The 23956-nt window shown below is 74.6% G+C and carries 22 protein-coding genes; 14 read left to right on the plus strand and 8 right to left on the minus strand.

Going from position 1 to position 23956, the window contains the following annotated elements:
• Window positions 1-34: 34 nt before the first annotated feature.
• Both BDZ31_RS17300 and BDZ31_RS17305 read right to left on the minus strand, forming a co-directional pair.
• A complete protein-coding gene (locus BDZ31_RS17300; protein ID WP_183343606.1) occupies window positions 35-1120 on the minus strand; it encodes a phosphotransferase in 1086 nt (361 codons plus the stop codon).
• Complete coding sequence (locus BDZ31_RS17305) at window positions 1117-2682, minus strand: class I adenylate-forming enzyme family protein (protein WP_183343607.1); 1566 nt, start codon at window positions 2680-2682, stop codon at window positions 1117-1119. Before BDZ31_RS17305 ends, BDZ31_RS17300 begins: the two co-directional genes overlap by 4 nt.
• A gap of 185 nt (window positions 2683-2867) precedes the next feature.
• Between BDZ31_RS17305 and BDZ31_RS17310 the strand changes: the two genes are divergently transcribed.
• Window positions 2868-4049, plus strand: a complete 1182-nt coding sequence (locus tag BDZ31_RS17310; RefSeq protein WP_183343608.1) for an ABC transporter substrate-binding protein — start codon at window positions 2868-2870, stop codon at window positions 4047-4049.
• A gap of 300 nt (window positions 4050-4349) precedes the next feature.
• Window positions 4350-5135, plus strand: a complete 786-nt coding sequence (locus BDZ31_RS17315) for an IclR family transcriptional regulator domain-containing protein (protein WP_183343609.1) — start codon at window positions 4350-4352, stop codon at window positions 5133-5135.
• A gap of 65 nt (window positions 5136-5200) precedes the next feature.
• Here the strand turns inward: BDZ31_RS17315 and BDZ31_RS17320 are convergent, their stop codons facing one another.
• The 3 genes from BDZ31_RS17320 to BDZ31_RS17330 form a co-directional block, all read right to left on the minus strand.
• Complete coding sequence (locus tag BDZ31_RS17320) at window positions 5201-6295, minus strand: phosphotransferase (RefSeq protein ID WP_183343610.1); 1095 nt, start codon at window positions 6293-6295, stop codon at window positions 5201-5203.
• A complete protein-coding gene (locus BDZ31_RS17325) occupies window positions 6292-7989 on the minus strand; it encodes a class I adenylate-forming enzyme family protein (RefSeq protein WP_183343611.1) in 1698 nt (565 codons plus the stop codon). The genes BDZ31_RS17320 and BDZ31_RS17325 overlap by 4 nt, the downstream gene beginning before the upstream one ends.
• A 91-nt stretch (window positions 7990-8080) precedes the next feature.
• On the minus strand, window positions 8081-9097 hold the full coding sequence (locus tag BDZ31_RS17330; protein WP_183343612.1) for an MBL fold metallo-hydrolase: 1017 nt from the start codon (window positions 9095-9097) through the stop codon (window positions 8081-8083).
• A 16-nt stretch (window positions 9098-9113) separates the two neighbouring features.
• On the opposite strand from BDZ31_RS17330, the gene BDZ31_RS17335 reads away from it, so the two are divergent.
• Genes BDZ31_RS17335 through BDZ31_RS17345 form a run of 3 tightly spaced genes read left to right on the plus strand, consistent with a single transcriptional unit; the run spans window position 9114 to window position 11444 of the window.
• Window positions 9114-10253: a CaiB/BaiF CoA transferase family protein gene (locus tag BDZ31_RS17335; RefSeq protein WP_221243143.1), complete on the plus strand. Its 1140-nt coding sequence runs from the start codon at window positions 9114-9116 to the stop codon at window positions 10251-10253.
• Window positions 10213-10656 (plus strand): nuclear transport factor 2 family protein, encoded by a 444-nt coding sequence (locus BDZ31_RS17340; RefSeq protein WP_183343614.1) that lies wholly within the window; start codon window positions 10213-10215, stop codon window positions 10654-10656. The genes BDZ31_RS17335 and BDZ31_RS17340 overlap by 41 nt, the downstream gene beginning before the upstream one ends.
• The gene (locus BDZ31_RS17345; protein ID WP_183343615.1) at window positions 10653-11444 is read left to right on the plus strand and encodes an enoyl-CoA hydratase/isomerase family protein; all 792 of its coding nucleotides are present in this window, start codon (window positions 10653-10655) and stop codon (window positions 11442-11444) included. The genes BDZ31_RS17340 and BDZ31_RS17345 overlap by 4 nt, the downstream gene beginning before the upstream one ends.
• A 7-nt stretch (window positions 11445-11451) precedes the next feature.
• Here BDZ31_RS17345 and BDZ31_RS17350 read toward each other — a convergent pair whose 3' ends face one another.
• Both BDZ31_RS17350 and BDZ31_RS17355 read right to left on the minus strand, forming a co-directional pair.
• Window positions 11452-12090 (minus strand): TetR/AcrR family transcriptional regulator, encoded by a 639-nt coding sequence (locus BDZ31_RS17350; protein ID WP_183343616.1) that lies wholly within the window; start codon window positions 12088-12090, stop codon window positions 11452-11454.
• A gap of 12 nt (window positions 12091-12102) precedes the next feature.
• Window positions 12103-13263, minus strand: coding sequence for an acyl-CoA dehydrogenase family protein (locus BDZ31_RS17355; RefSeq protein ID WP_183343617.1), 1161 nt, complete (start codon window positions 13261-13263; stop codon window positions 12103-12105).
• Window positions 13264-13331: 68 nt separating this feature from the next.
• Here BDZ31_RS17355 and BDZ31_RS17360 point away from each other — a divergent pair, with 68 nt between their 5' ends.
• On the plus strand, window positions 13332-14915 hold the full coding sequence (locus BDZ31_RS17360) for a 3-hydroxyacyl-CoA dehydrogenase NAD-binding domain-containing protein (protein WP_183343618.1): 1584 nt from the start codon (window positions 13332-13334) through the stop codon (window positions 14913-14915).
• 30 nt (window positions 14916-14945) lie between these two features.
• Here BDZ31_RS17360 and BDZ31_RS17365 read toward each other — a convergent pair whose 3' ends face one another.
• Window positions 14946-15746: an enoyl-CoA hydratase-related protein gene (locus BDZ31_RS17365; protein ID WP_183343619.1), complete on the minus strand. Its 801-nt coding sequence runs from the start codon at window positions 15744-15746 to the stop codon at window positions 14946-14948.
• Window positions 15747-15791: 45 nt separating this feature from the next.
• On the opposite strand from BDZ31_RS17365, the gene BDZ31_RS17370 reads away from it, so the two are divergent.
• From BDZ31_RS17370 to BDZ31_RS17405, 8 genes are read left to right on the plus strand one after another with little or no spacing between them, the layout of a single operon-like run.
• Complete coding sequence (locus BDZ31_RS17370) at window positions 15792-17156, plus strand: zinc ribbon domain-containing protein (protein ID WP_183343620.1); 1365 nt, start codon at window positions 15792-15794, stop codon at window positions 17154-17156.
• Window positions 17156-18352 (plus strand): acetyl-CoA acetyltransferase, encoded by a 1197-nt coding sequence (locus BDZ31_RS17375; RefSeq protein WP_183343621.1) that lies wholly within the window; start codon window positions 17156-17158, stop codon window positions 18350-18352. The genes BDZ31_RS17370 and BDZ31_RS17375 overlap by 1 nt, the downstream gene beginning before the upstream one ends.
• A complete protein-coding gene (locus BDZ31_RS17380; protein WP_183343622.1) occupies window positions 18349-19122 on the plus strand; it encodes a crotonase/enoyl-CoA hydratase family protein in 774 nt (257 codons plus the stop codon). The genes BDZ31_RS17375 and BDZ31_RS17380 overlap by 4 nt, the downstream gene beginning before the upstream one ends.
• Window positions 19123-19142: 20 nt before the next feature.
• Entirely contained in the window at window positions 19143-20423 is a 1281-nt protein-coding gene (locus BDZ31_RS17385) for a phytoene desaturase family protein (protein WP_183343623.1), read from the plus strand.
• Window positions 20420-21655: a CoA transferase gene (locus BDZ31_RS17390; RefSeq protein WP_183343624.1), complete on the plus strand. Its 1236-nt coding sequence runs from the start codon at window positions 20420-20422 to the stop codon at window positions 21653-21655. Before BDZ31_RS17385 ends, BDZ31_RS17390 begins: the two co-directional genes overlap by 4 nt.
• Window positions 21652-22422 carry an enoyl-CoA hydratase/isomerase family protein gene (locus BDZ31_RS17395; protein WP_183343625.1) on the plus strand — a complete coding sequence of 257 codons (771 nt, stop codon included), beginning with the start codon at window positions 21652-21654 and terminating at the stop codon, window positions 22420-22422. Before BDZ31_RS17390 ends, BDZ31_RS17395 begins: the two co-directional genes overlap by 4 nt.
• Entirely contained in the window at window positions 22422-23228 is an 807-nt protein-coding gene (locus BDZ31_RS17400) for an enoyl-CoA hydratase/isomerase family protein (protein ID WP_183343626.1), read from the plus strand. Before BDZ31_RS17395 ends, BDZ31_RS17400 begins: the two co-directional genes overlap by 1 nt.
• Window positions 23225-23935 carry an SDR family NAD(P)-dependent oxidoreductase gene (locus BDZ31_RS17405; RefSeq protein WP_183343627.1) on the plus strand — a complete coding sequence of 237 codons (711 nt, stop codon included), beginning with the start codon at window positions 23225-23227 and terminating at the stop codon, window positions 23933-23935. Before BDZ31_RS17400 ends, BDZ31_RS17405 begins: the two co-directional genes overlap by 4 nt.
• Window positions 23936-23956: the final 21 nt, after the last annotated feature.

The raw sequence follows: 23956 nt of genomic DNA on the forward strand, positions 1-23956 counted from the left end.
GCGCGGGCCAGCGCGGCGCGGCGGGGGCCGGCGCCTACCGCGCCGCGGCGACGGCCTGCTGGGCGCGCTCGGCGAGCTCGGGCACGCCGTGCTCGAGCCGATGGATGAACGGGTCGGTCGTCGTGCCGGCGAGCGCGCGCTTGTAGAACGACTCGAGCCCGACCGCGGCGCGCCAGAACGCGAACGCCGTGTACCAGGCGAGGTCCGCCACCGAGCGGCCGGAGCGCTCGGCGTAGCGCTCGGCGAGCGCGGCGCGGCCGGGGAAGCCGCCCTTGCCGATGCCGCGCGCCTCCGACAGCAGCGTGCCGGTGGCGTCGCCCTCCTCGGGCCAGGTCGACAGCAGCCAGCCGACGTCGCACAGCGGGTCGCCGAGCGTCGCCAGCTCCCAGTCGAGCACGCCGGCGATCGTCGCCGGCGCGCGGCGCGCCCACATCACGTTCGCGGGCCGGAAGTCGCCGTGCACGAGCGCGACGTCGTTGGAGCGCGGGCGCTGCGCGACCAGCCAGTCGCCGACGCGCTCGATCGCCTCGATGTCGCGGGTCCGATGGCGGTCCCAGATCGCGAGGAAACGGCGCAGCTGGCGGTCGAGGTAGCCGTCGGGGCGCCCGAGCGCCGCCAACTCCGGCCGGCGCACGTCGAGCGCGTGGAGGTCGGCGAGCGTGTCGACCATGCGGTCGGCGATCCCGGCGCGGCCGGCGGGGTCGTCGAGCTGCGCCGGGACCTCCGCGGTGATCACGTCGCCCTCCAGCTCGGCCATCACGTAGAACGGCACGCCGAGCACGTCGCTCTCCTCGCGGACGAGCAGGACCTCCGGGACCGGGACGGCCGTCGGCGCGAGCGCCCGCGCGATCCGCGCCTCGCGCACCATGTCATGCGCGCTCTCCTGGTAGGGCGGCCGCGGCGGCCGCCGCAGGACGGCGCGGAAGCCCTCCCGGGCGATCAGGAAGGTGACGTTCGAGTGGCCGTTGCCGATCTCGCGCGCCTCCAGCGGGCCCGTGCCGAGGCCGTGCTCGTCGAGCAGCGCCTCGAGCGGCCGCCGCACGAGCAGCGGCGCCAGCGGCAGCGCGGCCGCCTGCTCCGGCGTGTCGACGATCGACGGGACGGCGGCGCCGGCGGTCACGCGCCACCGACGCGGGTCGCGGTGCCCTGCCAGTAGCGCTCGCGCAGGACCGTGCGCTGGAGCTTCCCGGCGCCGCTGCGCGGGAGCGCGTCGACCGCCTCGACCGAGGTCACCTTCTTCACCGGGCCGACCCGCTCGCGGGTGTGCGCGATCAGCGCCTGCTCGTCGAGCTCGGCGCCGGGCGCCAGCACGACGACGGCCTTCGGCGTCTCGCCCCAGCGCGGGTGCGGCACGCCGATCACGCACGCCTCGGCGATCGAGGGATGCTCGGCGAGCGCCGCCTCCAGCTCGGCCGGCCAGATGTTGTAGCCGCCCGAGATGATCATGTCGTCCTTGCGGTCGGCGAGGTAGAGGAAGCCGTCCTCGTCGAGGTAGCCCATGTCGCGCGTCAGGACGCTGCCGTCGGGCAGGCGCCGGGCGCGCGTCGCCTCCTCGTCGCCCCAGATCCCGCTCATCGCGCCGGGCGAGCGGACCGCGACCTCGCCGAGCTCGCCGACGGGCAGGTCGCGGCCCTCGTCGTCGACGATCCGGATCGCGACGGTCGGATGCGGCCGGCCGGCCGAGCGCAGCCGGCGCCGCTCGCGCTCGCTGCCGTCGGGGCGGTGCTGGTGGGGCAGCAGCATCGTCACCGGCGCGACCTCGCTCTGCGCGTACATCTGGTGGAGGCAGTCGCCGAACAGCTCGACGGCGCGCCGCATCGTCTCCGGGGCGATCGGCGAGCCGGCGTAGGTGAGGCAGCGCAGGCTCGTGAGGTCGCGCTCCCAGGCGCTCGGCTCGTCGAGCACCATCGCGATCATCGTCGGGACCATCGCGGCGTAGGTCGCGCGGCGCTCCTCGACGAGCTCGGCGAAGCGCGCGGCGTCGAAGCTCGGCATCGGCGCCACGGTCGCGCCGACCATCAGCATGCCCCACAGGTAGGCGACGGCCAGGTGGGCGAGCGAGCCGGCGGCGAGGTAGCAGTCGCGCTCGTCGATCGTCGGCGTCATCCAGCGCCAGCCGTCGTTGTAGCGCAGCCACGCGTCGACGGTGTGGTACATCGCCTTCGGCCGGCCAGTTGTGCCGCTGGAGAAGCGGATGATGTGGACGTCGTCGCCGCGCACCTCGACCCGCGGGTCGCGCGCCTGCGAGGAGGCGAGCAGCGCGTCGTAGGAGATCGTCCCCGGCCCGCCGTCGCCGCCCAGCACGACGATCGCCGCGAGGCCCGCGAGCTCGTCGCGGTGCGGCTCGATCCGCTCCAGCAGCCGGTGGTCGACGATCAGCACGCGCGCGTCGAGCAGGCGCAGCAGGTAGGCGTTGGTCTCGCCGGTGTAGTACGTGTACAGCGTCGCGACCGGCGTGTTGCCGAGCGCGCAGGCCGCGGCGATCTCGACCGTCTCGAAGACGTTGTCGGAGAGCACGGCGACCCGGTCGGAGGGCCGCACGCCGAGATCGCTCAGCCCGCAGGCGAGCCGACAGGCGCGTTCGTACAGCTCGGCGTAGGTGAGCGTCCGCCCCTCGAACCAGACCGCGTCGTTGGCGGCGTAGCTGCGTGCGGAGGTCCGTACCACCGTGGCGAAGTCCATGGCGCGCAGGATATGCCCGGCCTCCGAGCCGGCCATCGGCGTCCGGCAGTGCCGGACGCTCGGGCGCGCGCCGACCTGTCCGCCACTCACGGACGCCGTTTGGCCCCGGCCGCGCCCCGCCGCGACGGTCGGTCGCCGTCGATCCCCTACGACGGAGGAGAAAGATGCGAGGACGGAAGTCGGCCGTGTGCGGACTCCTGGTCGGCGCGGCGTTCGCGGCCGGCTGCGGGTCCGGCGAGGAGAGCTCGTCGACCGGCGGCGGGGACGGGGAGATCGTCGTCGGCACGATCATGCCGCTGTCGGGCCCGCAGCAGGCGCTCAGCAACTCCTACGCCGGCATGCGCGCGGCCTTCGCCGACGTCAACGACAGGGGCGGCATCGGCGGCCACAGGGTCAAGATCGTCGTCCGCGACGACCAGTTCAAACCCGCGCAGACGCCGAAGGCGGCGCGCGAGCTGGTCGAGGGCGAGAACGTCGTGATGCTCTGCTCCAACCAGGGTTCCGGCGGGCTGACGGCGATCGCGCCGTACCTCCAGGCCAAGCGGGTGGGGAGCGTCGCCCAGAGCGGCGAGCCGGCGCTGTTCCCGCCCGACTCGACCGCCTTCCAGATGCTGACGCCGTACGGCATGGCGGCGGCGCGGCTGGTCGACCACTTCACCGGCGAGCGCGGGCTGAGGAAGGTCGCGATCGCCTACACCGAGGACGGCGTCGGCCTGCCGTTCCGCGAGGGCGCGGAGCTGCAGCTGGAGCGCGCCGGCCTGAAGCCGGCGGCGGTCGTGAAGTTCAACGCGGCCGCCACCGACCTCGCGCCGGCCGCCGCCAAGCTGAAGGCGTCGGGCGCCGACGTCGTCGTCGTCAACCACGTCGCGCCCGTGATCGGCCAGCTCGCCCGCGCGACCGCCCGCGTCGGCTACACGCCGCAGTGGGGCCTCACGTTCGCGGCGCAGAACAGACAGCTGCTCGAGCTGGGCGGCGCGGCGCTCGACGGCAAGGTCGTGTTCGCGACGCCCTTCCCGACCGCCGACGACCCCGTGCTCGCCGACTACCGCGCCTCGATGGAGAGACGCTTCCCGGAGGTCGACGCCGAGGACTTCCTCAGCATCGAGGGCTTCGCGGCCGGCAAGGTCTGCGCCGGCGTGCTCGAACAGGCGGTCGAGGCAGCGGGCGGCAAGACGCCCTCGCGCGAGCAGGTGCTCGACGCGCTCGCGTCGTTCTCGCTCGACGAGGGCGGCGTGCGCGGGCTGAGATGGACCGCGGAGGACCACACCGGCCCGCGCGGCCTGCAGTTGATCGAGCCCGACGGCGACGGCTTCAGACAGGTCTCGCCGTTCGAGAACGCGCCTGAGGTCCCGGTCGGCGACCACTGACGCACCGCGACCTGTCGCGCGCCGCGGGGGAAGATGGCGCGCGACAGGCACGCCGGACTTAATGACCGGACACGCTGTCTGATACGATCGCCGGCATGTGGAGGAGGGAGCTTGGAGAGCTGCCGATCCGCTGCCGTCCCAGCGACGGTCGCACCCCGCTGCGGCTGCGATGGCGGCGGGTCCCGGGCGACGCCGTTGGCCCCTCGTGGGCGTCGCGGCCGGGATGTTCGCACATGTTGTCCGGTCAGGAAGTTCCGTGCGGGCGGTCGAAGGCCCGCGCCGGAGGAGAGGAGAGAGTCGGTGCTCAACACTGTCGCCCGGGTCGGCAAGGTGCTGAAGCTGTTCACGACCGACAGGCCGGAGTGGGGGGTGACGGAGGTTTCCCTCGCCCTCTCGCTGCCGAAGTCGAACGCCCATGACATGCTCGCGAGCCTGGCCGGGATCGGCCTGCTCGAGCGGCTTCCGAGCGGTCGCTACCGGCTCGGCTGGCGGCTGCTGGCGATGAGCCGCAACCTCGTCGAGGCCGACGGCTTCCAGCGCCACGCCGACGCCGTGACGCGGCAGATGGCGCACCGCCTCGGCCAGGCGTCGAGCGTGGCGACCTGGGACGGCCGGCGCCTCGTCTGCGTCGCCGTCGCGGGGCGCCCGGCCGGCATCGGCCTGCCCGAGCGCACGCCCGGCGTGCGGCTGCCCGGCCACTCGACGGCGCTCGGCAAGATGCTGCTCGCCCATCGGCGCTGGGACGAGGTCGAGGAGCGCGCCACGACCGACGGGCTGCCCGCCTTCACGCGCGCGACCGTCGGCTCGGTCCGGGAGCTGCAGGCGCAGCTCGAGGCGGCCCGCAGGGACGGCGTCGCGTTCGACTTCGAGGAGAACCACGCCGGGCTCTCGTGCGTGGCGGCGCCGGTGCGCGACGCCAGCTCGCGCGTCGTCGCGGCGCTGAGCGTCTCGATGCCGACGCAGCTGCTGCGCCGCGCCGAGCCGCAGTACGCGCGCGCCGTCAGCGTCGCGGCGCAGCGCCTCACCGGCATGCTCAGCGCCGAGAGCGCCGAGAGCGCGGGCGACTCGCTCTCGATCCCCGCGTAGGCGCCGTCACGCCGCGCGCGGCGCGTCGCGCCGCGGGCGTCGCGCCGCGCGCGGAGGCCTGGGCCTCACGCCGCGCGCGTCGCGTCGCGGGCGCGGTCGGCGAGCTCCGGCACGCCGACCGCGAGCTCGCGCAGGAAGGCGTCCTCGACGGCGCCGTCGAGGGCGCGCTCCAGCAGCGCCTCCAGGCCGATCGCCGTCCGCCACAGCGCGAGCGTCATGTACCAGCCGAGCCCGGCGACCGACCGGCCCGATCGCTCCGCGTAGCGCGCCGCCATCTCCGCGCGCGTGGGGAAGCCGCCGGCCGCGACCGTCCCCGCCATCGTCAGCAGCGTGCCGGCCTCGTCGCCGGGGTCGGGCCAGGTCGTCAGCATCCAGGCCAGGTCGCAGAGCGGATCGCCGATCGTCGCCAGCTCCCAGTCGAGGACGGCGCGCAGCCGCGTCGCGGGACCGGCCGAGAAGACGACGTTCGCGAGCCGGTAGTCGCCGTGGACGAGCGTCGCGGGGGCGGCCGGCTCGGGCCGGTTGGCCTGCAGCCAGCGCGTCACCTCGTCGAGCGCCGGGACCTCGCGGGTGCGGTGGCGCTCCCAGATCCCGGCCCAGCGGCGCAGGTGGCGCTCGAGGAAGTCGGCCGCCCTCCCGATCTCCCGCAGGCCGGTCGACTCCAGCTCCAGCGCGTGCAGCTCCACGAGCGCATCGACCAGCTCGTCGGCGATCGCGTCGCGCGCGCCGGGCCGGTCGAGCTCGGCCGGGAGCGCCGAGGTGATGACCGCGCCCGGGACCTCCTCCATCACGTAGAAGGGGGCGCCGATCACCGACGCGTCGGGGCAGGCGAGCAGCAGCCGCGGCGCGCGCGCCGCGGTCGGCCCGAGCAGCTCCAGCAGGCGCGCCTCGTGCAGCACGCCGCGCCGTCCCCGCAGCCCCAAGGAGCGCGGCGGCCGGCGCAGCACGGCCCGCGCCCCGTGCCGGCGGAGCGCGAGCGTCACGTTCGACTCGCCCTCGCCGATCACGACGACGTCGAGCGGCCCGCTGCCGATGCCGTGGCGGTCGAGCAGCGCCTCCAGCGGCCGCCGGACGATCAGGGGCGGGCTCGGCAGCGCCGCCGCCTGCTGCGGGGTGTCGACGACCGTCGCCGGCGTCGCGGGCTGCGAAGGCGGGCTCACGCGGGGCTGCTCAGCCGCTCCTGCGCCCGCGTCACGAGGCGGAACTTCTGGACCTTCCCCGTCGGCGTCATCGGCAGCTCCTCGGCGCTCGCGAACAGCACGTGCTTGGGCACCTTGAAGCGCGCCAGTCTCTGCTTGCACAAGGCGATCACCTCCTCCTCGGTGACGGTCGCGCCGGGCGCGCGCACGATCCAGACCAGCCCGATCTCGCCCCAGCGGTCGTCGGGCACGCCGATCGCGAACGCCTGGCTGATGCCGTCGTGGGCGCACAGCAGCTCCTCGATCTCCTTCGGCATCACCAGCTCGCCGCCGCTCTTGTAGAGCTCCTTGCTGCGCCCGGTCACCTGGAGGTAGCCGTCGGGCGTGATGCGGCCGAGGTCGCCCGAGAAGACCCAGCCGTCGCGCAGCGTCTGCGCCGTCTCCTCGGGTTTGCCCCAGAAGGCGGTCATCATCGTCGGGCCGCGGGAGATCAGCTCGCCCTCCTCGCCGTCCGCGAGCCGGGCGCCGGTCGCCGGGTCGGCGACGGCGTACTCGACGAGCGCGCCGCCGCGCTCCGGCAGCCCGGCGGCGCCGGCGAGCTTCGGGCGGCCGACGGTCGTCACGTGCCGCTCGATCGGGTCCTCGGGCAGCGTCAGCGTCATCGCCCCGCCGCACTCGGTCATGCCGTAGCCGGTCGTCATCTCCGTCACGCCGAGGTCGTCGCGGCAGCGCTCGTAGAGCCACGCGGGGGCGGGCGCGGCGCCCGACAGCAGCGCGGTCAGCGAGGAGAGGTCGCGCCGCTTGCGGTCGGGGTGCTCGAGCAGCGCGACGGTCATCGTCGGCACGCACAGCATGTCGTCGGCGCGGTGCTGCTCGATCGCGCGCAGGTACTCGCCGGGGTCGAAGCCGGTCTGCATCACGACGGCGCCGCCGACGAGCATCGTCGCGAGCAGCCCCTCGACGTAGCCGAACATGTGGTAGCAGGGCAGCGAGAACAACACGCGGCGGCCGTCCTGGAAGGCGCGCGTGAGGGCGCTGCCGTAGGCGGTCCGCTGGACGGCGTCGTGGGTCACGAGGACGCCCTTGGGGCTGCCGGTCGTGCCGGACGTGTAGAGCATGTCGCCGACGTCGCCGGGGGCGCGCCGGCCGGCCGCGCTGGCGCCGGGGTTGCGGTCGCCGAGCTGCGCGAGCTCGTCGAGCGTCATCGCCCCGTCGCGTTCCCGGCCATCGGTCGACAGCACGACGACGTGTCTGAGGTCGGGCAGCGCCTCGCCGCCGCCCCGCTCCCAGCCGGGCGCGATCTCGTCGAGCATCGCGAGGTAGTCCATCCCGTCGAAGCCGGTCATCGTGATCAGCACCGAGCACTGCGACTGGCGCAGCACGTACGCCAGCTCCTCCCTGCGGTAGCGGAAGTTGAGCGGCACGCTGATCGCGCCCGTCCGCGCGGCGGCGAACTTCGCCGGCACGAACTCGGGGTAGTTGGTCATCAGGATCCCGACGCGATGCTCGGGGCCGATGCCGAGCGCGGCGAGGCCGTCGGCGAGCCGGACGGAGAGGTCGCGGACCTGCGCGTAGGTCCAGGTGACGTCGTCGGTGACGACCAGCGGGCGGTCCGCGTAGCGGTCGGCGCACCGGTCGAGGCGCGCGTCGAGCGCCATCGGCTCCCACGGCGTGAAGCGGGTCTCCAGCTCTTGGCGGCGCGCGGCGATCTCCATCGGTTCCTCCGGGTCGGGGGCGGTCGCGCCAGGCTCCCAACCGCGGCTGGGGAGCGCACAGCCCGTCCGGACATCATGGACGCCGGGTTCGTCAGCTGCGGTGGAAGCGGACGACGTCGCCGCTGCGGTCCTCGGCGACGACGCCGTCGGCGATCAGCAGGCCGAGGTGGCCGAGCACCTCCGACAGCGTCAGGAACGCCTGGGTGATCGCGATCGGCCCCCAGCGGGCGGTCGCCAGCTCATGCGCCGACAACGGCCCGCCGGCGAGCAGGTCGTGGAAGTGGGCGGCCCGTCGCTCCTGCGCGCGCAGCCGCTCGTCGATCAGCTCGCGATGGCCGGTCACGGGCTCCCCGTGGCCGCCGAGCCCGACCTCGAAGGCCAGCTCGCGCGTCGCCTTCAGGGACGCGCGGTACTGCAGCAGCGGCTCGGGCCGGCGACCGTCCCACGCGCCGAGCGGGCGCGTGATGACGGCGTTGGAGGAGACGCCGCTGAGCAGGTGGTCGCCGGTCAGCGCGATCCCGCCCTCGGCGTCGTGCAGGACGATGTCCGACGGCGAGTGGCCGGGCCGGTGGAGCACCGTGAACGCGCGGTCGCGCAGCGCGAGCCGCTCGCCGTCGCGCAGCGGCCGGTGGACCGGCGCCGAGCAGCCGTAGCCGCGCACGACGTCGGCGACCGCCCGCAGCGCGTCGGCGACGTGGGGCTCGACGCCGTGGTGGAGCATCAGCCGCCGCGCGTCGTCGTCGTCGAGCACGCCGTGCTCGTCCCATCTGCTCAGCACCGGCGCGAGCGCGTCGAGGCACGCGATCTCGACGTCGGCGCGCTCGGCGATCGCGCGCGCGAGGCCGGTGTGGTCGATGTGCTGGTGGGTGACGACGACGAGGCCGAGGCCGGCGAGCCGGTGGCCGCGCGCGGCGAGCAGCCGCTCGAGCAGCCCGAGCCCGGTCGCGACGTTGGGGCCGCAGTCGACCAGCGTCAGCGGCTCGTCCTCGATCAGGTAGACGTTGACCGGGCCGACGCCGAACGGGGTCGGCAGGACGAGCGCGTGGATGCCGGCCGCGGCGGCGACGGCGTTGGCCTCCGCTGTGAATGATACGTTCTGTCCGGACACGATGTCTGGAGAGGATATGGCACAGGCAGGCCCGTTGGAAGGCGTCCGCGTCGTCGAGATCGGCTCGATCGGCCCCGGGCCGTTCGCGGCGATGCTGCTCGCGGACATGGGCGCCGACGTGGTGCGGCTGGAGCGGCCCGCTGGAGACGGGCTCGGCAGCGGCGCCTGGAACCTGACCAACCGCAACCGCCGCTCGGTCGGAATCGACCTGAAGGCCGACGGCGCGGCCGAGCTCGTGCTGCGGCTCTGCGCGGGCGCCGACGCCCTCATCGAGGGCTTCCGCCCGGGCGTGATGGAGCGGCTCGGGCTCGGTCCCGAGGCGGTCCACGCGCGCAATCCGCGGCTCGTCTACGGCCGCATGACCGGCTACGGCCAGGAGGGGCCGCTGAGCCAGGTCGCCGGCCACGACGTCAACTACATCGCGGTCGCGGGCGCGCTCGGCGCGATGCGGCGCAGCGGCGAGCGCCCGCTCCCGCCGCTCAACCTCGTCGGCGACTACGGCGGCGGCGCGATGTTCCTCGCCTTCGGACTGGTCTGCGGGATCGTCGAGGCGCGCGCCTCGGGCCGCGGGCAGGTCGTCGACGCGGCGATGGTCGACGGCACGGCCGTGCTGACGACGATCGTCCACGCGCTGCGCGCCGGCGGCCAGTGGCCGGGGGCGCCCGGCGAGAACCTGCTCGACTCCGGCGCCCACTTCTACGAGGTCTACGAGACGGCCGACGGCGAGCACGTCGCGGTCGGGGCGATCGAGCCGCAGTTCTACGCCCGCCTGCTGGAGCTGCTCGAGCTGCCGGCGGAGGAGATGCCGCAGCACGACCGCGCCCGCTGGCCGGAGCTCAAGGAGCGGATCGCCGCCGTGATCGGGAGCCGCACGCGCGCCGAGTGGGCCGAGCTGCTGGAGGGCGAGGAGGCGTGCGCGACCGCCGTCTACCGGCCCGAGGAGGCGCCGGCCCACCCGCACAACGTCGCGCGGTCGACCTTCGCCGAGTTCGCGGGCGTGGTGCAGCCGGCGCCCGCGCCGCGCTTTAGCCGCACGCCGGGGACGCTGCGGATCCCGCCGCGGCAGCCCGGCGCCGACACCGACGCTGCGCTGGCCGAGTGGGGGGTGAGCGCCGATGAGATCGCAGGGCTTCGCGATGCCGGCGTCGTCGGCTGAGGCGCTCAGACGGGCGGTCGAGCGGCTCTACGAGGCGCTCGGCGGCGGCGACGGCGAGGTCGTCCTGTCGCTGCTGGCGCCGGAGTTCGAGGGCCGCATCGCCGCTGGCATGCCCGCCGGCGCGGGCGTCCACCGCGGCGCCGAGGCGATGGTGCGCGACGGCTGGTGGTCGATCGGGCGCGCCTTCAAGGTCGTCGCGGAGCCGCAGGAGTGGGTGCCGTGCGCCGACGGGAGGCTGCTCGTCACCGGCGCCTACCGCGGCGTCGCGCGCGGGACCAGCGCCCGCGTCGACGCGCGCTTCGCGCATCTGTGGAGCGGCGGCGCCGGCGGCCTGACGGCGCTGGAGCAGTGGACCGACACGGCGCTGTGGCGCGTCGCGCTGAGCGAGGGAGGGGATCGATGAGCGCGTCGGAGGTCGTCTCGCTCCGCTTCGAGGACGGGCTCGCGCGCCTCCGCCTGCGGCGGCCCGAGGCCCGCAACGCGATCGACCGCGCGATGGCCTACCAGCTGCTCGACGCGGCGTCGGCGTGCGCGGCCCGCGCCGGCCTGCGCGCCGTCCTCATCGAGGCGGACGGCCCCGACTTCACCGTCGGCGGCGACCTGCGCCACCTGCACGGCGTCGGCGACGAGCTGCCGACCGAGCTGCAGCGGATGATCTCCCGCTATCACGCCGCGCTGGCGCAGCTCGGCGCGCTGGAAGCCCCCGTCGTCACCGCGGTGCAGGGCGCCGCGGCCGGCGGCGGGCTGGGGCTGCTGTGGTGCGCCGACCTCGTGATCGCCGCCGACGACGCGCGGTTGGCCTCGGGCTTCGCGCGGCTGGGGATGAGCGGCGACGGCGGCAGCTCGTGGGCGGTCACGCGGCTCGCCGGCGCGCGGCGGGCGTGGGAGTTCCTCGCCGAGGGCCGGGTGCTGACGGCGGCCGAGGCGGCCGACTGGGGACTTGTCAGCCGCGTCGTGCCCGCGGCAGAGTTGGCCGCCGAGGCTGAGCGGACCGCACGGCGGCTGGCGGAGGGCCCGACGCGCGCCTTCGCCCACCTGCGCCGTCTGATCGGCGCGGCGAGCGCCAGCTCGTGGGCGGAGCAGCTCGACACCGAACGGCGGGTGATGGCCGAGCTGGCGCTGACAGCCGACGTGCGCAACGGCATCGCCGCCTTCGTCGAGCGGCGCGAGCCGCGCTTCGGCGGGCGCTGATCGCGACCTACGCGCCGGTGCGGACCGGCGCGTAGAGCGTGTTCCAGACGATCGCCGTGTACGCGTCGATCTGGGTGCGCAGCTGCGCCGGTCTGAGGCCGCGCAGGAAGACGTGGAAGGCGCGCTCGGCCATCCACGTCAGCCACTGCGCCGTCTCGGCCGGCGGCAGGTCGGGGTCGATGAACCCGGCCGCCTGGCCGTTGCGGATGTGCTTGCGCAGGCTGGCGATGTTCGCACCCATCATCGCGTTGACCAGCTCGCGCACGCTCGGGTCGTACTCGGCGGCGTCGTAGGTCGCGGCCATCAGCGGGGCGTGGGGGTGGTAGACCTCGACGACCCTCGCCAGCGCGGCGCGCAGGTCCTCGCGCGAGGAGTCGGCGTCGATCTCCCACCAGCCCGACACCGCCGCGGCGATCTCGCTCTCGATCTCGCCGAACCAGGCGCGCAGCAGGTCGCCCTTGTCCTCGAAGTAGACGTAGTAGGTCGAGCGCGACATGCCGGCCTCCTGGACCATCCGCTCGACGCTGATCTCGGTGAAGCTCTCGCCGTCGTCCAGCAGGCGCTGGACGACCTCGAGGAGGCGGTCGCGGATGGCCTCGCGCCGGGCGGCGCGTCTGCTCTGCGGCTTGCGTGTCGCGGACGGCATCGCCGCGACAGTCTAAAGACCGTACGTCTTCGCGATCACATCAAGCATGATCTCGTCCGCGCCGGCGCCGATCCGGTACAGCCGCAGGTCGCGCATGATCCGCTCGACCGGGTACTCGCTGACGTAGCCGGCGCCGCCGTGGATCTGCACGCACTCGTCGGCGACCATCCAGGCGACCTGCGCCGCCTTCAGCTTGCTCATCGAGATCTCGCGGACGTTGTACCTGCCGGCGGCGTAGTCGGCGGCGGTCGCGTAGATCAGGCGGCGGGTCGCCTCCAGCTCCATCGCCATCCGCGCGAACTTGTGGCGGATCGCCTGGTGGCTGCCGAGCGGCTTGCCGAAGGTCCGGCGCTCGAGCGCGTACTGGAGCGTCAGGTCGAAGGCGCGCTGGGCGTAGGCGAGGCAGCCGGCGGAGGCGATCGCGCGCTCGGCCTGCAGCTCCCACATGATCTGGTGGAAGCCGCGGCCGACCTCGCCGAGCACCGCCTCCGGGCCGACGCGCACGTCCTGGAGCGCGATCAGCGCGGTGTCGGAGGCGTGCATGCCCATCTTCTGGAGCGGCTTCTCCAGCACGATCCCGGGCGTGTCCATCGGGATCAGGAAGGTCGTGAAGCCGTCGTAGCCGGCGTCGGGGTCGGTCTTGACGACCGTCAGCATCATGCCGGCGCGATGGCCGTTGGTGATGTAGGTCTTGGCGCCGTTGATGACCCAGTCGTCGCCGTCGCGGACCGCGCGGGTCGTGATCGCCGCGACGTCGGAGCCGGCGTCGGGCTCGGTGATCCCGAGCGCGAAGATCGTCTCGCCGGCGATCCCGGCCGGGAGCCAGCGCCGCTTCTGCTCCTTGGTGCCGAACTCGAGCAGCGGCGGCATCACCATGTCGGTGTGGACGGAGAGCCCCATCAGCAGGCCGCCGGAGCCGCCGCGCGCGATCTCCTCGGCGAGCACGATGTTGGTGAAGTAGTCGCCGCCCTGGCCGCCGTACTCCTCGGGCATCGACAGCCCGAGGAAGCCCAGCTCGCCCATCCGCCGCACGATCGCGTCCGGGTAGGTCGTCTGCTCCCAGGCCGCGGCGTGCGGCGCGATCTCGCGGTCGACGAACGAGCGGATCGACTCGCGCAGCTGGTCGTGGACGTCGCTGAAGATCGACGTCGAGGGATGCTCGAGGGTGCTCATCGGTTGATCGTACAGTATGTCCGGACACTATGAATGAGCAGAGTGCCCGATGCGGTACCGTCGCCGCCATGGCTATCCCGAACACGATCGGCGTCGTCGGCGCGGGCACGATGGGCGCGGGCATCGCGCAGCTCGCCGCGCAGGCCGGCGCCCGGACGCTGCTGCACGACCCCGTCCCGGAGGCGCTCGAGCGCGGGCTCGCGACGATCGCCGCGGGTCTCGACCGGCAGGTCTCCAGAGGGCGGCTCGACGCCGCCGAGGCGGCGGCGATCCGCGCCCGCGTCGAGCCGGCCGCCTCGCTCGATGCGCTCGCGCCGTGCGGGCTGGTGATCGAGGCGGCGCCCGAGCGCCTCGAACTGAAGCTCGACCTGTTCGCGCGGCTCGCCGAGATCACCGCTCCCGACTGCGTCTTCGCGACCAACACCTCGTCGCTGTCGGTCGCCGAGATCGCGGCGGGGACGCCGCGGCCGGAGCGCGTCGTCGGCCTGCACTTCTTCAACCCCGCGCCGGTGATGCGGCTCGCCGAGGTCGTCCCCGGCGTCGCGACCGCGCCGGAGGTCGTCGCGACCGCGCGCGCGGTCGGCGAGGCGATGGGCAAGCGCGTGATCGACGCCGCCGACGTCGCCGGCTTCCTCGTCAACCGCGTCAACCGACCGTTCTTCCTGGAGGCGCTGCGGGTCGTCCAGGACGGCCAGGCGACGGTCGAGCAGGTCGACCGCGCGATGCGGATGGGCGGCGGCTTCCGGATGGGCCCGTTCGAGCTGATGGACCTGATCGGGATCGAGACCAACCACGCCGTCGCCGAGGGCTTCTACCGCCAGACGCTGGAGCCGCGCTACCGGCCCTCGCCGCTCGCGGCGCGGATGGTCGCCGCCGGGCGCCTCGGCCGCAAGACGGGGCAGGGCTGGTACCGCTACGGCGACGGGGATGGCCGCCCGGCCGACCCCGAGCCGCCGGCCGCCGGCGGCGGCGACGGCCGTCCGCTCGCGATCGACGGCGACGGTCCGGCGCTCGACGCGCTGCGCACGGCCGCGCGCGCCGCCGGCTGGGACGTCGGCGCGCACGCCGAGCCGTACCTCGCGATCGCCGCGGCTGGCGCGGCTGGCGCGGCGGGTGCGGGCGGCGCGGCTGGCGCGGGCGGCGCGGCGGGTGCGGGCGGCGCGGCTGGCGCGGGCGGGACCGCCCCGCGCGCGCTGTTCCTCGCCGGCGCCTCGCTCCACCTCAGCGACCCGCGCGCGGTCGGGATCCACCTGCTGGCGCCCTTCGACGGCGCGCGGCTGGTCGAGCTGACGCGCACGGAGGCGAGCGATCCGGTCGCCGCCGAGCGCGCCGAGGAGCTGGTGCGGACGCTCGGCCGCCATCCCGAGTGGGTCGGCGACGGGCCGGGCCTCGTGCTCGGCCGCGTCGTCGCGCAGCTCGTCAACGAGGCCGCCTTCCTGATCGGCGAGGGCAACGGCGCGCCGGAGGACGTCGACGCCGGGATGGAGCTGGGCGTCAACCACCCGCGCGGGCCGGTCGCCTGGTCGGCGGCGCTCGGAGGCGCGCACGTGCTCGCGATCCTCGACGGGCTCCAGCAGGAGCTGCGGGAGGAGCGCTACCGCGCCGCGCCGCTGCTGCGCCGGCGCGCGGCGCTCGGGCTCGCGCTCGCGTGAGGCGGCGGCCGCGGCGCTCGCCTCGCCGCCTCAGCGGCCGGTGAAGCGCGGGCGGCGCTTCTCCTTGAAGGCGGCGACGCCCTCGGCGTAGTCGGCGGTCGTCGCGTGCCGCTGCTGGACGCGGGCCTCCAGCTCCAGCAGCGGCTCCAGCTCGCCGCCGAGCGAGGCGTTGACGATCTCCTTGATCGACGCGAGCGCTGTCGTCGGCATCGCGGCGAGGCGGGCGGCGAGCCGCTCGCCGGCGGCGCGCAGCTCGTCGTCGGCGACGACCTCGTTGACGATGCCCCACTCGTGCGCGGTCGCCGCCGGCAGCTTCTCGCCGAGCATCGCGAGCTGGGCGGCGCGGGCCGGCCCGACGCGCGCGACGAGGTGGGGGAGGACGCCGCCGTCCGGCATCACGGCGATGTGGATGAACGCCAGCAGGAAGGTCGCCGACTCGGCCGCGACGACGAGGTCGCAGGCGAGCGCGAGCGAGCAGCCGAGGCCGGCGGCGGCGCCGTGGACGGCGGCGACGGCCGGCTTCGGCATCCGCCGCAGCTCCAGCACGATCGGGTTGTAGATCTGCTCCAGGCGGCTGTGCAGGTCGGGCGACCCGTCCGGCTCCAGCTCGCGCGGGACCTTCACGTCGGCGCCGGCGCAGAAGGCGCGGCCGGCGCCGGTGATCAGCACGGCGCGGACCGCGTCGTCGGTCGCGGCGGAGCGCAGCGCGGCAAGCAGCTCGCGGCCCATCTCCGGGGTCCAGGCGTTGAGCGCCTCGGGGCGGTTCAGCTCGATGTGGGCGACGGCCCCGGCGCGCTGAACGCGGATGTCGGTGGCGTGTACGGGATGCACGGACGCAATTGTACGGCCTGTCCGGACGCTGTGTACGGTCTGTGTATGGCTCACGGAATCCTCTCCTACGGCGCCTACGTGCCCCGGCACCGCCTGCGCCACGCCGAGCTCGGCGCAGCGCTCGGGAGCGGCGGCGGCAGCGGCGCCCGCGCGGTGGCGTCCTACGACGAGGACAGCACCACGATGGGCGTCGAGGCGGCGCGCGCGGCGCTCGCGAACGGCGCCGCGCCGACGGCGATCCACTTCGCCACCACGGCGCCCGCCTACGCCGACAAGACCAACGCGACCGCGATCCACGCGGCGCTCGACCTCGACCGCCAGGGGTTCGCGGTTGACCTCGTCGGCTCGGCCCGCGGCGCGGTCGGCGCGCTGCGCCAGGCGGCGGCCGGCGGCGGGCTCGCCGTGCTCAGCGACCTGCGCACCGGCCGTCCCGGCTCGGCCGACGAGCGGGCCGGCGGCGACGCGGCGGCGGCCTTCCTGTTCGGCGCCGGCGAGCCGATCGCGACCGTGCTGGCGGAGGCGTCGGCGACCGCCGAGTTCCTCGACCGCTGGCGCAGGCCCGGCGAGCTGGCGAGCGGGCAGTGGGAGGAGCGCTTCGGCGTCGAGGCCTACCTGCCGCTGATCGCCGACGCCGTCGGCCGCGCGCTCGCCGAGGCGGGGGTCGAGGAGCCCGATCGCGTGATCGTCTCCTCGCCGCACGCGCGCGCGGCCGCGACCGCCGCCAAGCGGCATCCCGGGCGGATCGCGGAGGAGGCGCCGGCGATCGGCTACAGCGGCGCCGCCGACCCGGGGCTGCGGCTCGCCGCGGCGCTCGACCGCGCCCGACCGGGGGAGACGATCCTGCTGGTCGTCGCCGCCGACGGCTGCGACGCGACGGTGCTGCGCGTCGAGCCGGCGATCGAGCGCGCGCGGCCGGCCAGGACGGTCGCGCAGCTGGTCGAGGGCGGGCGCGACCTGCGGTACGCGACCTACCTGACGTGGCGCGGGCTGCTCGAGCGCGAGCCGCCGCGCCGGCCCGAGCCGGGCCGCCCGGCCGGGCCGCCCTCCCACCGCTCCGAGCGCTGGAAGTTCGCGTTCGTCGGCTCGCGCTGCACCGCCTGCGGGCAGGTCCACGTCCCGCCGCGGCGCGTCTGCGTCAACTGCCGGGCGGTCGACGCGATGGAGCGCGCGCCGCTGTCGCGGCAACCCGGCCGCGTCGCGACCTACACGGTCGACCGGCTCGCCTTCTCGCCCTCGCCGCCGATGATCGACGTCGTCGTCGACTTCGAGGGCGGCGGCCGCTACACGCTCGAGGCCGCCGACGCGTCGCCGGAGGAGATCGAGATCGGGACGCCGCTGGAGCTGACCTTCCGCCGGCTCTACACCAGCGGCGGCGTGCACAACTACTTCTGGAAGGCGAGGCCAGCCTGATGGCGAGCAGAGGCATCAAGGATCGCGTCGCGATCGTCGGCATGGGCTGCACGGCGTTCGGCGAGCACTGGGACAGAAGCGCCGACGACCTGCTCGTCGACGCGACGCAGCAGTGCTTCGCCTCGACGCCCGCGCTGCCGAAGGAGGAGGTCGACGCCTACTGGCTCGGGACGATGAACTCGGGCCAGTCGGGGACCGTGCTGTCGAAGCCGCTCGGGATCGACTACAAGCCCGTCACGCGCGTGGAGAACATGTGCGCGACCGGCTCGGAGGCGTTCCGCAACGCTTGCTACGCCGTCGCCGCCGGCGCCTACGACCGCGTGATGGCGGTCGGCGTCGAGAAGCTGAAGGACACCGGCTACTCCGGCCTCGTCCGCTCCAACGTCGCCGGCGACGGCACCGCGCCGGAGGAGACGCTGACCGCGCCGGCGGCCTTCTCGCTGCTCGACCCGGCCTACTGCCGCAAGTACGACGTCGACCCGGCGGCGATGCGCGACGCGATGACCCACGTCGCGTGGAAGAACCACGTCAACGGGGCGAAGAACGAGCGGGCGCAGTTCCGCAAGGAGGTGCCGAAGGAGAAGATCGACGCCGGCGCCGGCCGCGTCGCCGGCCGGCTCGGGGTGATGGACTGCTCGGGCGTCTCCGACGGCGCCGCCTGCGCGCTGATCGTGCGCGCCGAGGACGCCTACAGATACACCGACAGGCCGATGTTCGTGAAGGCGCTGTCGGTGATCGCGGGACCGGCCAGTGGACCGATCGACCCCGGCTACGACTACACGACCTTCGACGAGGTCGTCGCCTCGGCGCGGGACGCCTACGCGCAGGCCGGCATCACCGACCCGCGCCGGCAGCTGTCGCTCGCCGAGGTCCACGACTGCTTCACGCCGACCGAGCTGGTGCTGATGGAGGACATGGGCTTCTCCGCGTGCGGGGAGGCGTGGAGAGACGAGCTCGACGGCGCCTTCGACCTCGACGGCGAGCTGCCGGTCAACCCCGACGGCGGGCTGAAGTCGTTCGGGCACCCGGTCGGCGCGAGCGGCCTGCGGATGCTGTTCGAGTGCTGGCTGCAGTTCCGCGGCGAGGCCGGCGCACGGCAGATCGCCGACGCCAGGCTCGGCCTCACGCACAACCTCGGCGGGCGCCCCGGCACGTGCGTCTCGTTCATCTCGATCGTCGGGGCGGAGCTGGGATGAGCGCCTCCGCGCCGCTGCTGACCGAGCGCCGCGGGCCGGTGCTCGTGATCACGCTCAACCGCCCGGAGGTCCGCAACGCGGTCGACCGTCCGCTCGCGGAGGGGATCGCCGCCGCGCTCGACCGGCTCGACGCCGAGGACGACCTGCGCGTCGGCGTGCTGACCGGCGCCGGCAGAGGGTTCTGCGCCGGCATGGACCTGAAGCGGTTCGCCGAGACCGGCGAGCGGCCGTGGGTCGGCGACCGCGGCTTCGGCGGGATCGTCCGCCGGGCCTCGGAGAAGCCGCTGATCGCCGCGCTGGAGGGGTTCGCCGTCGCCGGCGGCCTCGAGATCGCGCTCGCCTGCGACCTGCTCGTCGCCGCCCGTGGCACCAAGCTCGGGATCCCAGAGTCCAAGCGCGGCCTCGTCGCCGCCGGCGGCGGGCTGCGGCGGCTGCCGCGCCTGCTGCCCTCCGCGCTGGCGATGGAGCTGGCGCTGACCGGCGGGCTGATCACCGCCGAGCGCGCGTGGGAGGTCGGCGCGCTCAACCGCCTCACCGAGCCCGGCGAGGCGCTCGCGACCGCGCTCGAGCTGGCCGCCGAGATCGGCGCGAACGCGCCGCTGGCGCTGATCGGCGCCAAGCGGATCCTGCAGCGGCAGTGGTCGTGGGACGACGCCGAGTTCTGGGAGCGCCAAGCCGAGATCGTCGAGCCGATCGCAACCTCCAAGGACGCCCGCGAGGGCGCCCGCGCCTTCACCGAGAAGCGCCCGCCGGTCTGGCGCGGACGCTGACGCAGAGAGACGGGAGAGCAATGTCTGAGCACACGGACGTACTGGTGATCGGGGCCGGGATGGGCGGCGTCTGCGCCGCCGCGCGGCTCGCCGCCGCCGGCCGCAGACCGCTGCTGGTCGAGCGCGCCGATCGCGTCGGCGGCCGCGCCTCCTCGTTCGAGCAGGACGGCTACACGATCAACACCGGCGCGGTCGCGATCGAGTACGGCGGCGCGATGGAGGAGACCTTCAGGGAGGTCGGCGCCGAGTTCGCGCTGCGCTTCCCCGACCCGGCGAACGTCTTCCGCGTCGGCGGCAAGACGGTCAACCCGGCGAAGGGCGGCTGGGCCTTCCTGCTCGACCGGATCACGAAGAAGGGCGCGAAGGTCCTCACCCAGCTCGGCAGCGCCAAGCGCGGCGACTACCCCGAGGAGCAGCTGACGCTCGAGCAGTGGATCGCCAGAGCGACCTCCAACGAGACGGTCCACCGCCTCTTCCGCAACCTCGCCGCCGCGATCTTCGCCGTCAACGCCGACGAGATCCCGGCGAAGGCGTTCCTGACGTACTTCATGGAGAAGGGGGCCTTCCGCAAGTTCGGCTTCCACCCCGACGGGACGATCGGCGTCTGCCGGGCGCTCGCCGACGTCGTCGAGCGCGACGGCGGCCGCATCTGGCTGGAGAGCGAGGTCGTCGCGCTGCACAGCGAGGAGGGCCGCGTCACCGGCGCGACGATCCGCCGCGGCGGCGAGGAGATCGAGGTCGGCTGCGCCGCCGTCGTCTCCAACGCCGGCCCCGACGCGACGATCGCGCTCGCCGGCGAGGAGGCGCTCGGCGCCGACTACGTCGCCTCGATCCGCAGGCTGTCGAAGCCGACCGCCAACTTCATCATCCACGTCGCCAGCGACGAGCCGCTGCTCGACACGCCCGGGCTGATCGTCTTCTCCAACACCGAGCGCGTCTGCAACGCCGGCAACATGACCGCGACCTGCCCCGAGCTGGCGCCGGAGGGCAAGCACCTGACCGTCGTCTACGCGGTGCCGCGGCCGGCGGTCGGCCCGTTCGACGCGGAGCGCGAGCTGCAGCTGTCGCTCGACGAGCTGCGCGCCGAGCTGCCGGGGATGGCCGAGGCGGAGGTGATCGACGCGCGCGTCATGCAGGGCGACTGGCCGGCGCAGCGGGCGCTCTCCGGCTACGAGATGCCGCGCGAGACACCGCTCGACAACCTCTGGAACGTCGGCGACGGCGTGCGCGACTATGGCAGCGGCGGCACCCAGTCGTGCGCGGAGACCGCGCGCGACGTCGTCGCGGAGATCCTTGGATGAGCGGCGTGCTGTCGGGCATGCGCGTCGTCGAGGGCTCCGCGTTCGTCGCGGCGCCGCTCGGCGGCATGACGCTCGCCCAGCTCGGCGCCGACGTGATCCGCTTCGACCAGATCGGCGGCGGCCTCGACCGCGACCGCTGGCCCCTCGCCCCCGACGGTCAGAGCCTCTTCTGGGCCGGGTTGAACAAGGGGAAGCGGTCGATCCAGCTCGACCTCCGCTCCGACGAGGGGCGCGAGCTGGCGCAGGCGCTGATCACCGCGTCGGGCGAGGACGCCGGCCTCTTCCTGACCAACTTCCCCGCGCGCGGCTGGCTCGCCCACGACGTGCTGCAGGCGCGCCGCCGCGACCTCGTGATGGTCGCGCTGACCGGCAACCCGGACGGCTCCAGCGAGGTCGACTACACCGTCAACCCCGCGACCGGGTTCCCGTGGGCGACCGGCCCGCGCAACCTCGCCGAGCCGCTCAACAGCGTGCTGCCGGCGTGGGACGTGGCGATGGGCACGCTGGCGACGACCGGACTGCTCGCCGCCGAGCGGCGGCGAGCGCGGACCGGGGAGGGGACGCTGGTGCGGCTGGCGCTCTCCGACGTCGCCTTCGCGATGGTCGGCAACCTCGGCCGCATCGCCGAGGCGCAGCTCGGCGGCCGCGACCAGCCCAAGGACGGCAACTACCTCTACGGCGCCTTCGGCCACGACTTCGAGACCCGCGACGGCCGGCGCGTGATGGTCGTCGCGCTGACGGCGCGGCAGTGGCGGGCGCTGCAGGACGTGACCGGGCTCCACGAGGCGTGTGCGAGCGTCGAGCGGGCGACGGGGTACGACCTCGGCACCGAGGCCGGTCGCTTCGAGGGGCGGGACCTGATCGCCGCGCTGCTACGGCCGTGGTTCGCGCAGCGCGAGATGCGCGAGATCCGCGTCGCGTTCGCCGGCACCGGCGTCTCGTGGGGGCCGTACCAGACGTTCAAGCAGCTGGTCGAGGAGGACGATCGCTGCTCGACCGCCAACCCGCTCTTCAGCGAGGTCGAGCATCCCGGCCTGGGCAGGTACCTGATGCCCGGCTCGCCGCTGCACTTCGCCGACCTGGAGCGCCAGCCGGCGCGCCGCGCGCCGCTGCTGGGCGAGCACACCGAGGAGATCCTCGCGGAGGTGCTCGGCTGCGGCGACGCCGAGATCGGCCGGCTGCTGGAGCGCGGCGTCGTCGCCGGAACACGAGAGAGGAGCACGGTCGCATGAGCGGCGAGCAACCCGTCCTGACGCAGGTGGCCGACGGCGTCGGCCGCATCACGCTCAACCGCCCGCAGGCGATGAACGCGATCACGGTCGAGCTGGCCGAGGGCCTGGCGGCCGCGCTGGAAGCGCTGGCGCCGGAGGTCGCCGTGATCGAGATCCGCGGCGCCGGCGGCAACTTCTGCGTCGGCGGCGACTTCAAGCAGCTGGAGGCGCTGCGGGCGCGGGGCCCGGAGGCGATGGCGGAGCTGTTCGCCGCCTTCGGGCGCGCCTGCGCGCTCGTCGCGACGGTCGAGGTGCCGGTCGTGGCGGTCGTCGAGGGCTACGCGATGGCCGGCGGGTTCGAGCTGATGCAGGCAGCCGATCTCGCGCTCGTCGCCGAGGAGGCGAAGCTCGCCGACAACCATTCGAACTTCGGCCAGGTGCCCGGCGGCGGCGGCTCGCAGCTGCTGCCGCGGCTGGTCGGCCGGCAGCGCGCGAGCGCGCACATCCTGCTCGGCGAGCGGCTCTCCGGCGCGGAGGCGGCGGCGTGGGGGCTGGCCCACCGGGCCGTGCCGGCAGCGCGGCTCGACGCGGTCGCGGCCGAGGTGGTCGCGAGGCTCGCCGGCAAGTCGCGGGCGGCGCAGGCGCGCACGAAGCGGCTGATCCGCGAGGGCCTCGAGCTGCCGCTCGCCGACGGGCTCGCGCTCGAGCGCCGGGTCGTCGTCGAGCACCTGACGGGTGAGGATGCCGGCGCGGGGATCGCGTCGTTCACAGGCGGAGGGAGAACGTGATGTCCGAGACGCTGATCGCCGACGGGCCGGTCCTGCTCGAGCTCGACGGCGCCGTCGCGCACCTGCGCTTCAACCGGCCGGAGGCCTCCAACGGCCTCGACGTGCCGCTGCTGCGCGCGCTGTATGAGGCGGTGATGCGGATCCACGGCGAGCCGCGCGCCCGCGCGGTGCTGGTGACCGGGGAGGGGAGGCACTTCTGCGCCGGCGGCGACGTCAAGACCTTCGCCGCCAAGGGCGAGGCGCTGCCCGACTACCTGCGCGAGGCGACCAGCTGGCTGCAGATCTCCGCCTCGGCGCTGATCCGGCTGCGGGCGCCGGTGATCGCCGCCGTCCACGGCTTCGCGGCCGGCGGCGGCGGGCTCGGGCTGGTCTGCGCCTCCGATCTCGTGATCGCCGAGCGCTCGGCGACGTTCATGCTCGGCGCGACGCGCGTCGGGATGGCGCCCGACGCCGGCGGCTCGGTCACGCTGACCCATCTCGTCGGCTTCCGCAAGGCGATGGAGATCGCGCTCACCAACCCGGCGATCGAGGCAGAGGAGGCGCTGCGGATCGGGCTGATCACGCGCGTCGTCGACGACGGCGCCGCGCGCGCGGAGGGGATGGCGCTCGCGCGCGAGCTGGCCGCCGGGCCGACGCTCGCCTACGGGCAGACGAAGCGGCTGCTGTGGGAGGGCCTCGGCGCGACGGTCGAGGCGCGGCTGCCCGACGAGGCGCGGACGGTCGCCGAGCTGTCGGGGAGCGAGGACGCGCGCGAGGGCCTCGCGGCGGTGATCGAGCGGCGCGCGCCGGAGTACCGGGGCCGATGAGACGCACGGCACTGGTGACCGGCGGCTCGTACGGCATCGGCGCCGCGATCGCGGAGCGCCTCGTCGCCGACGGCGCGGAGGTGATCCTCACCGGCCGCAAGCTCGACGCGGCGCGGCAGCAGGCGGAGCGGATCGGCGCGCGCGCCGTCGCCTTCGACGTCGCCGACCACGCCGCGACCGTCGCGGCGATCGAGCGGCTCGGCCCCGTCGACATCCTCGTCAACAACGCCGGCGCCGATCACTTCGGCTGGTTCACGCAGGTCCCCTACGAGACGTGGAAGCGGATTCTCGCCGTCAACCTCGACGGCGTGCTGTCGTGCACGCAGGCGGTGCTGCCCGGGATGCAGGAGAGCGGCTGGGGGCGGATCGTCACGGTCGGCTCGGAGGCCGGCCGGATCGGCTCGAAGGGCAACGCCGCCTACGCGGCGGCCAAGGGCGCGGTGATCGCCTTCACGAAGTCGATCGCGCGCGAGAACGCGCGCTTCGCGATCACCGCCAACGTCTGCTCGCCGGGGCCGATCGAGACGCCGCTGCTGCGCGAGATGAGCGAGCACGCGATCGCGGTCGTGACCGAGCAGACGCAGCTGAAGCGGCTCGGGACGCCGCAGGAGGTCGCCGCCGCCGTCTCGTTCCTGGTCTCGGAGGAGGCGTCGTACGTCACCGGCGAGAACCTCGGCGTCTCCGGCGGGATGGCGCTCGGCGGTTGATCGGACATCTTGTTCGGACAC

This window comes from Conexibacter arvalis, assembly GCF_014199525.1.
Classification (GTDB): domain Bacteria; phylum Actinomycetota; class Thermoleophilia; order Solirubrobacterales; family Solirubrobacteraceae; genus Conexibacter; species Conexibacter arvalis.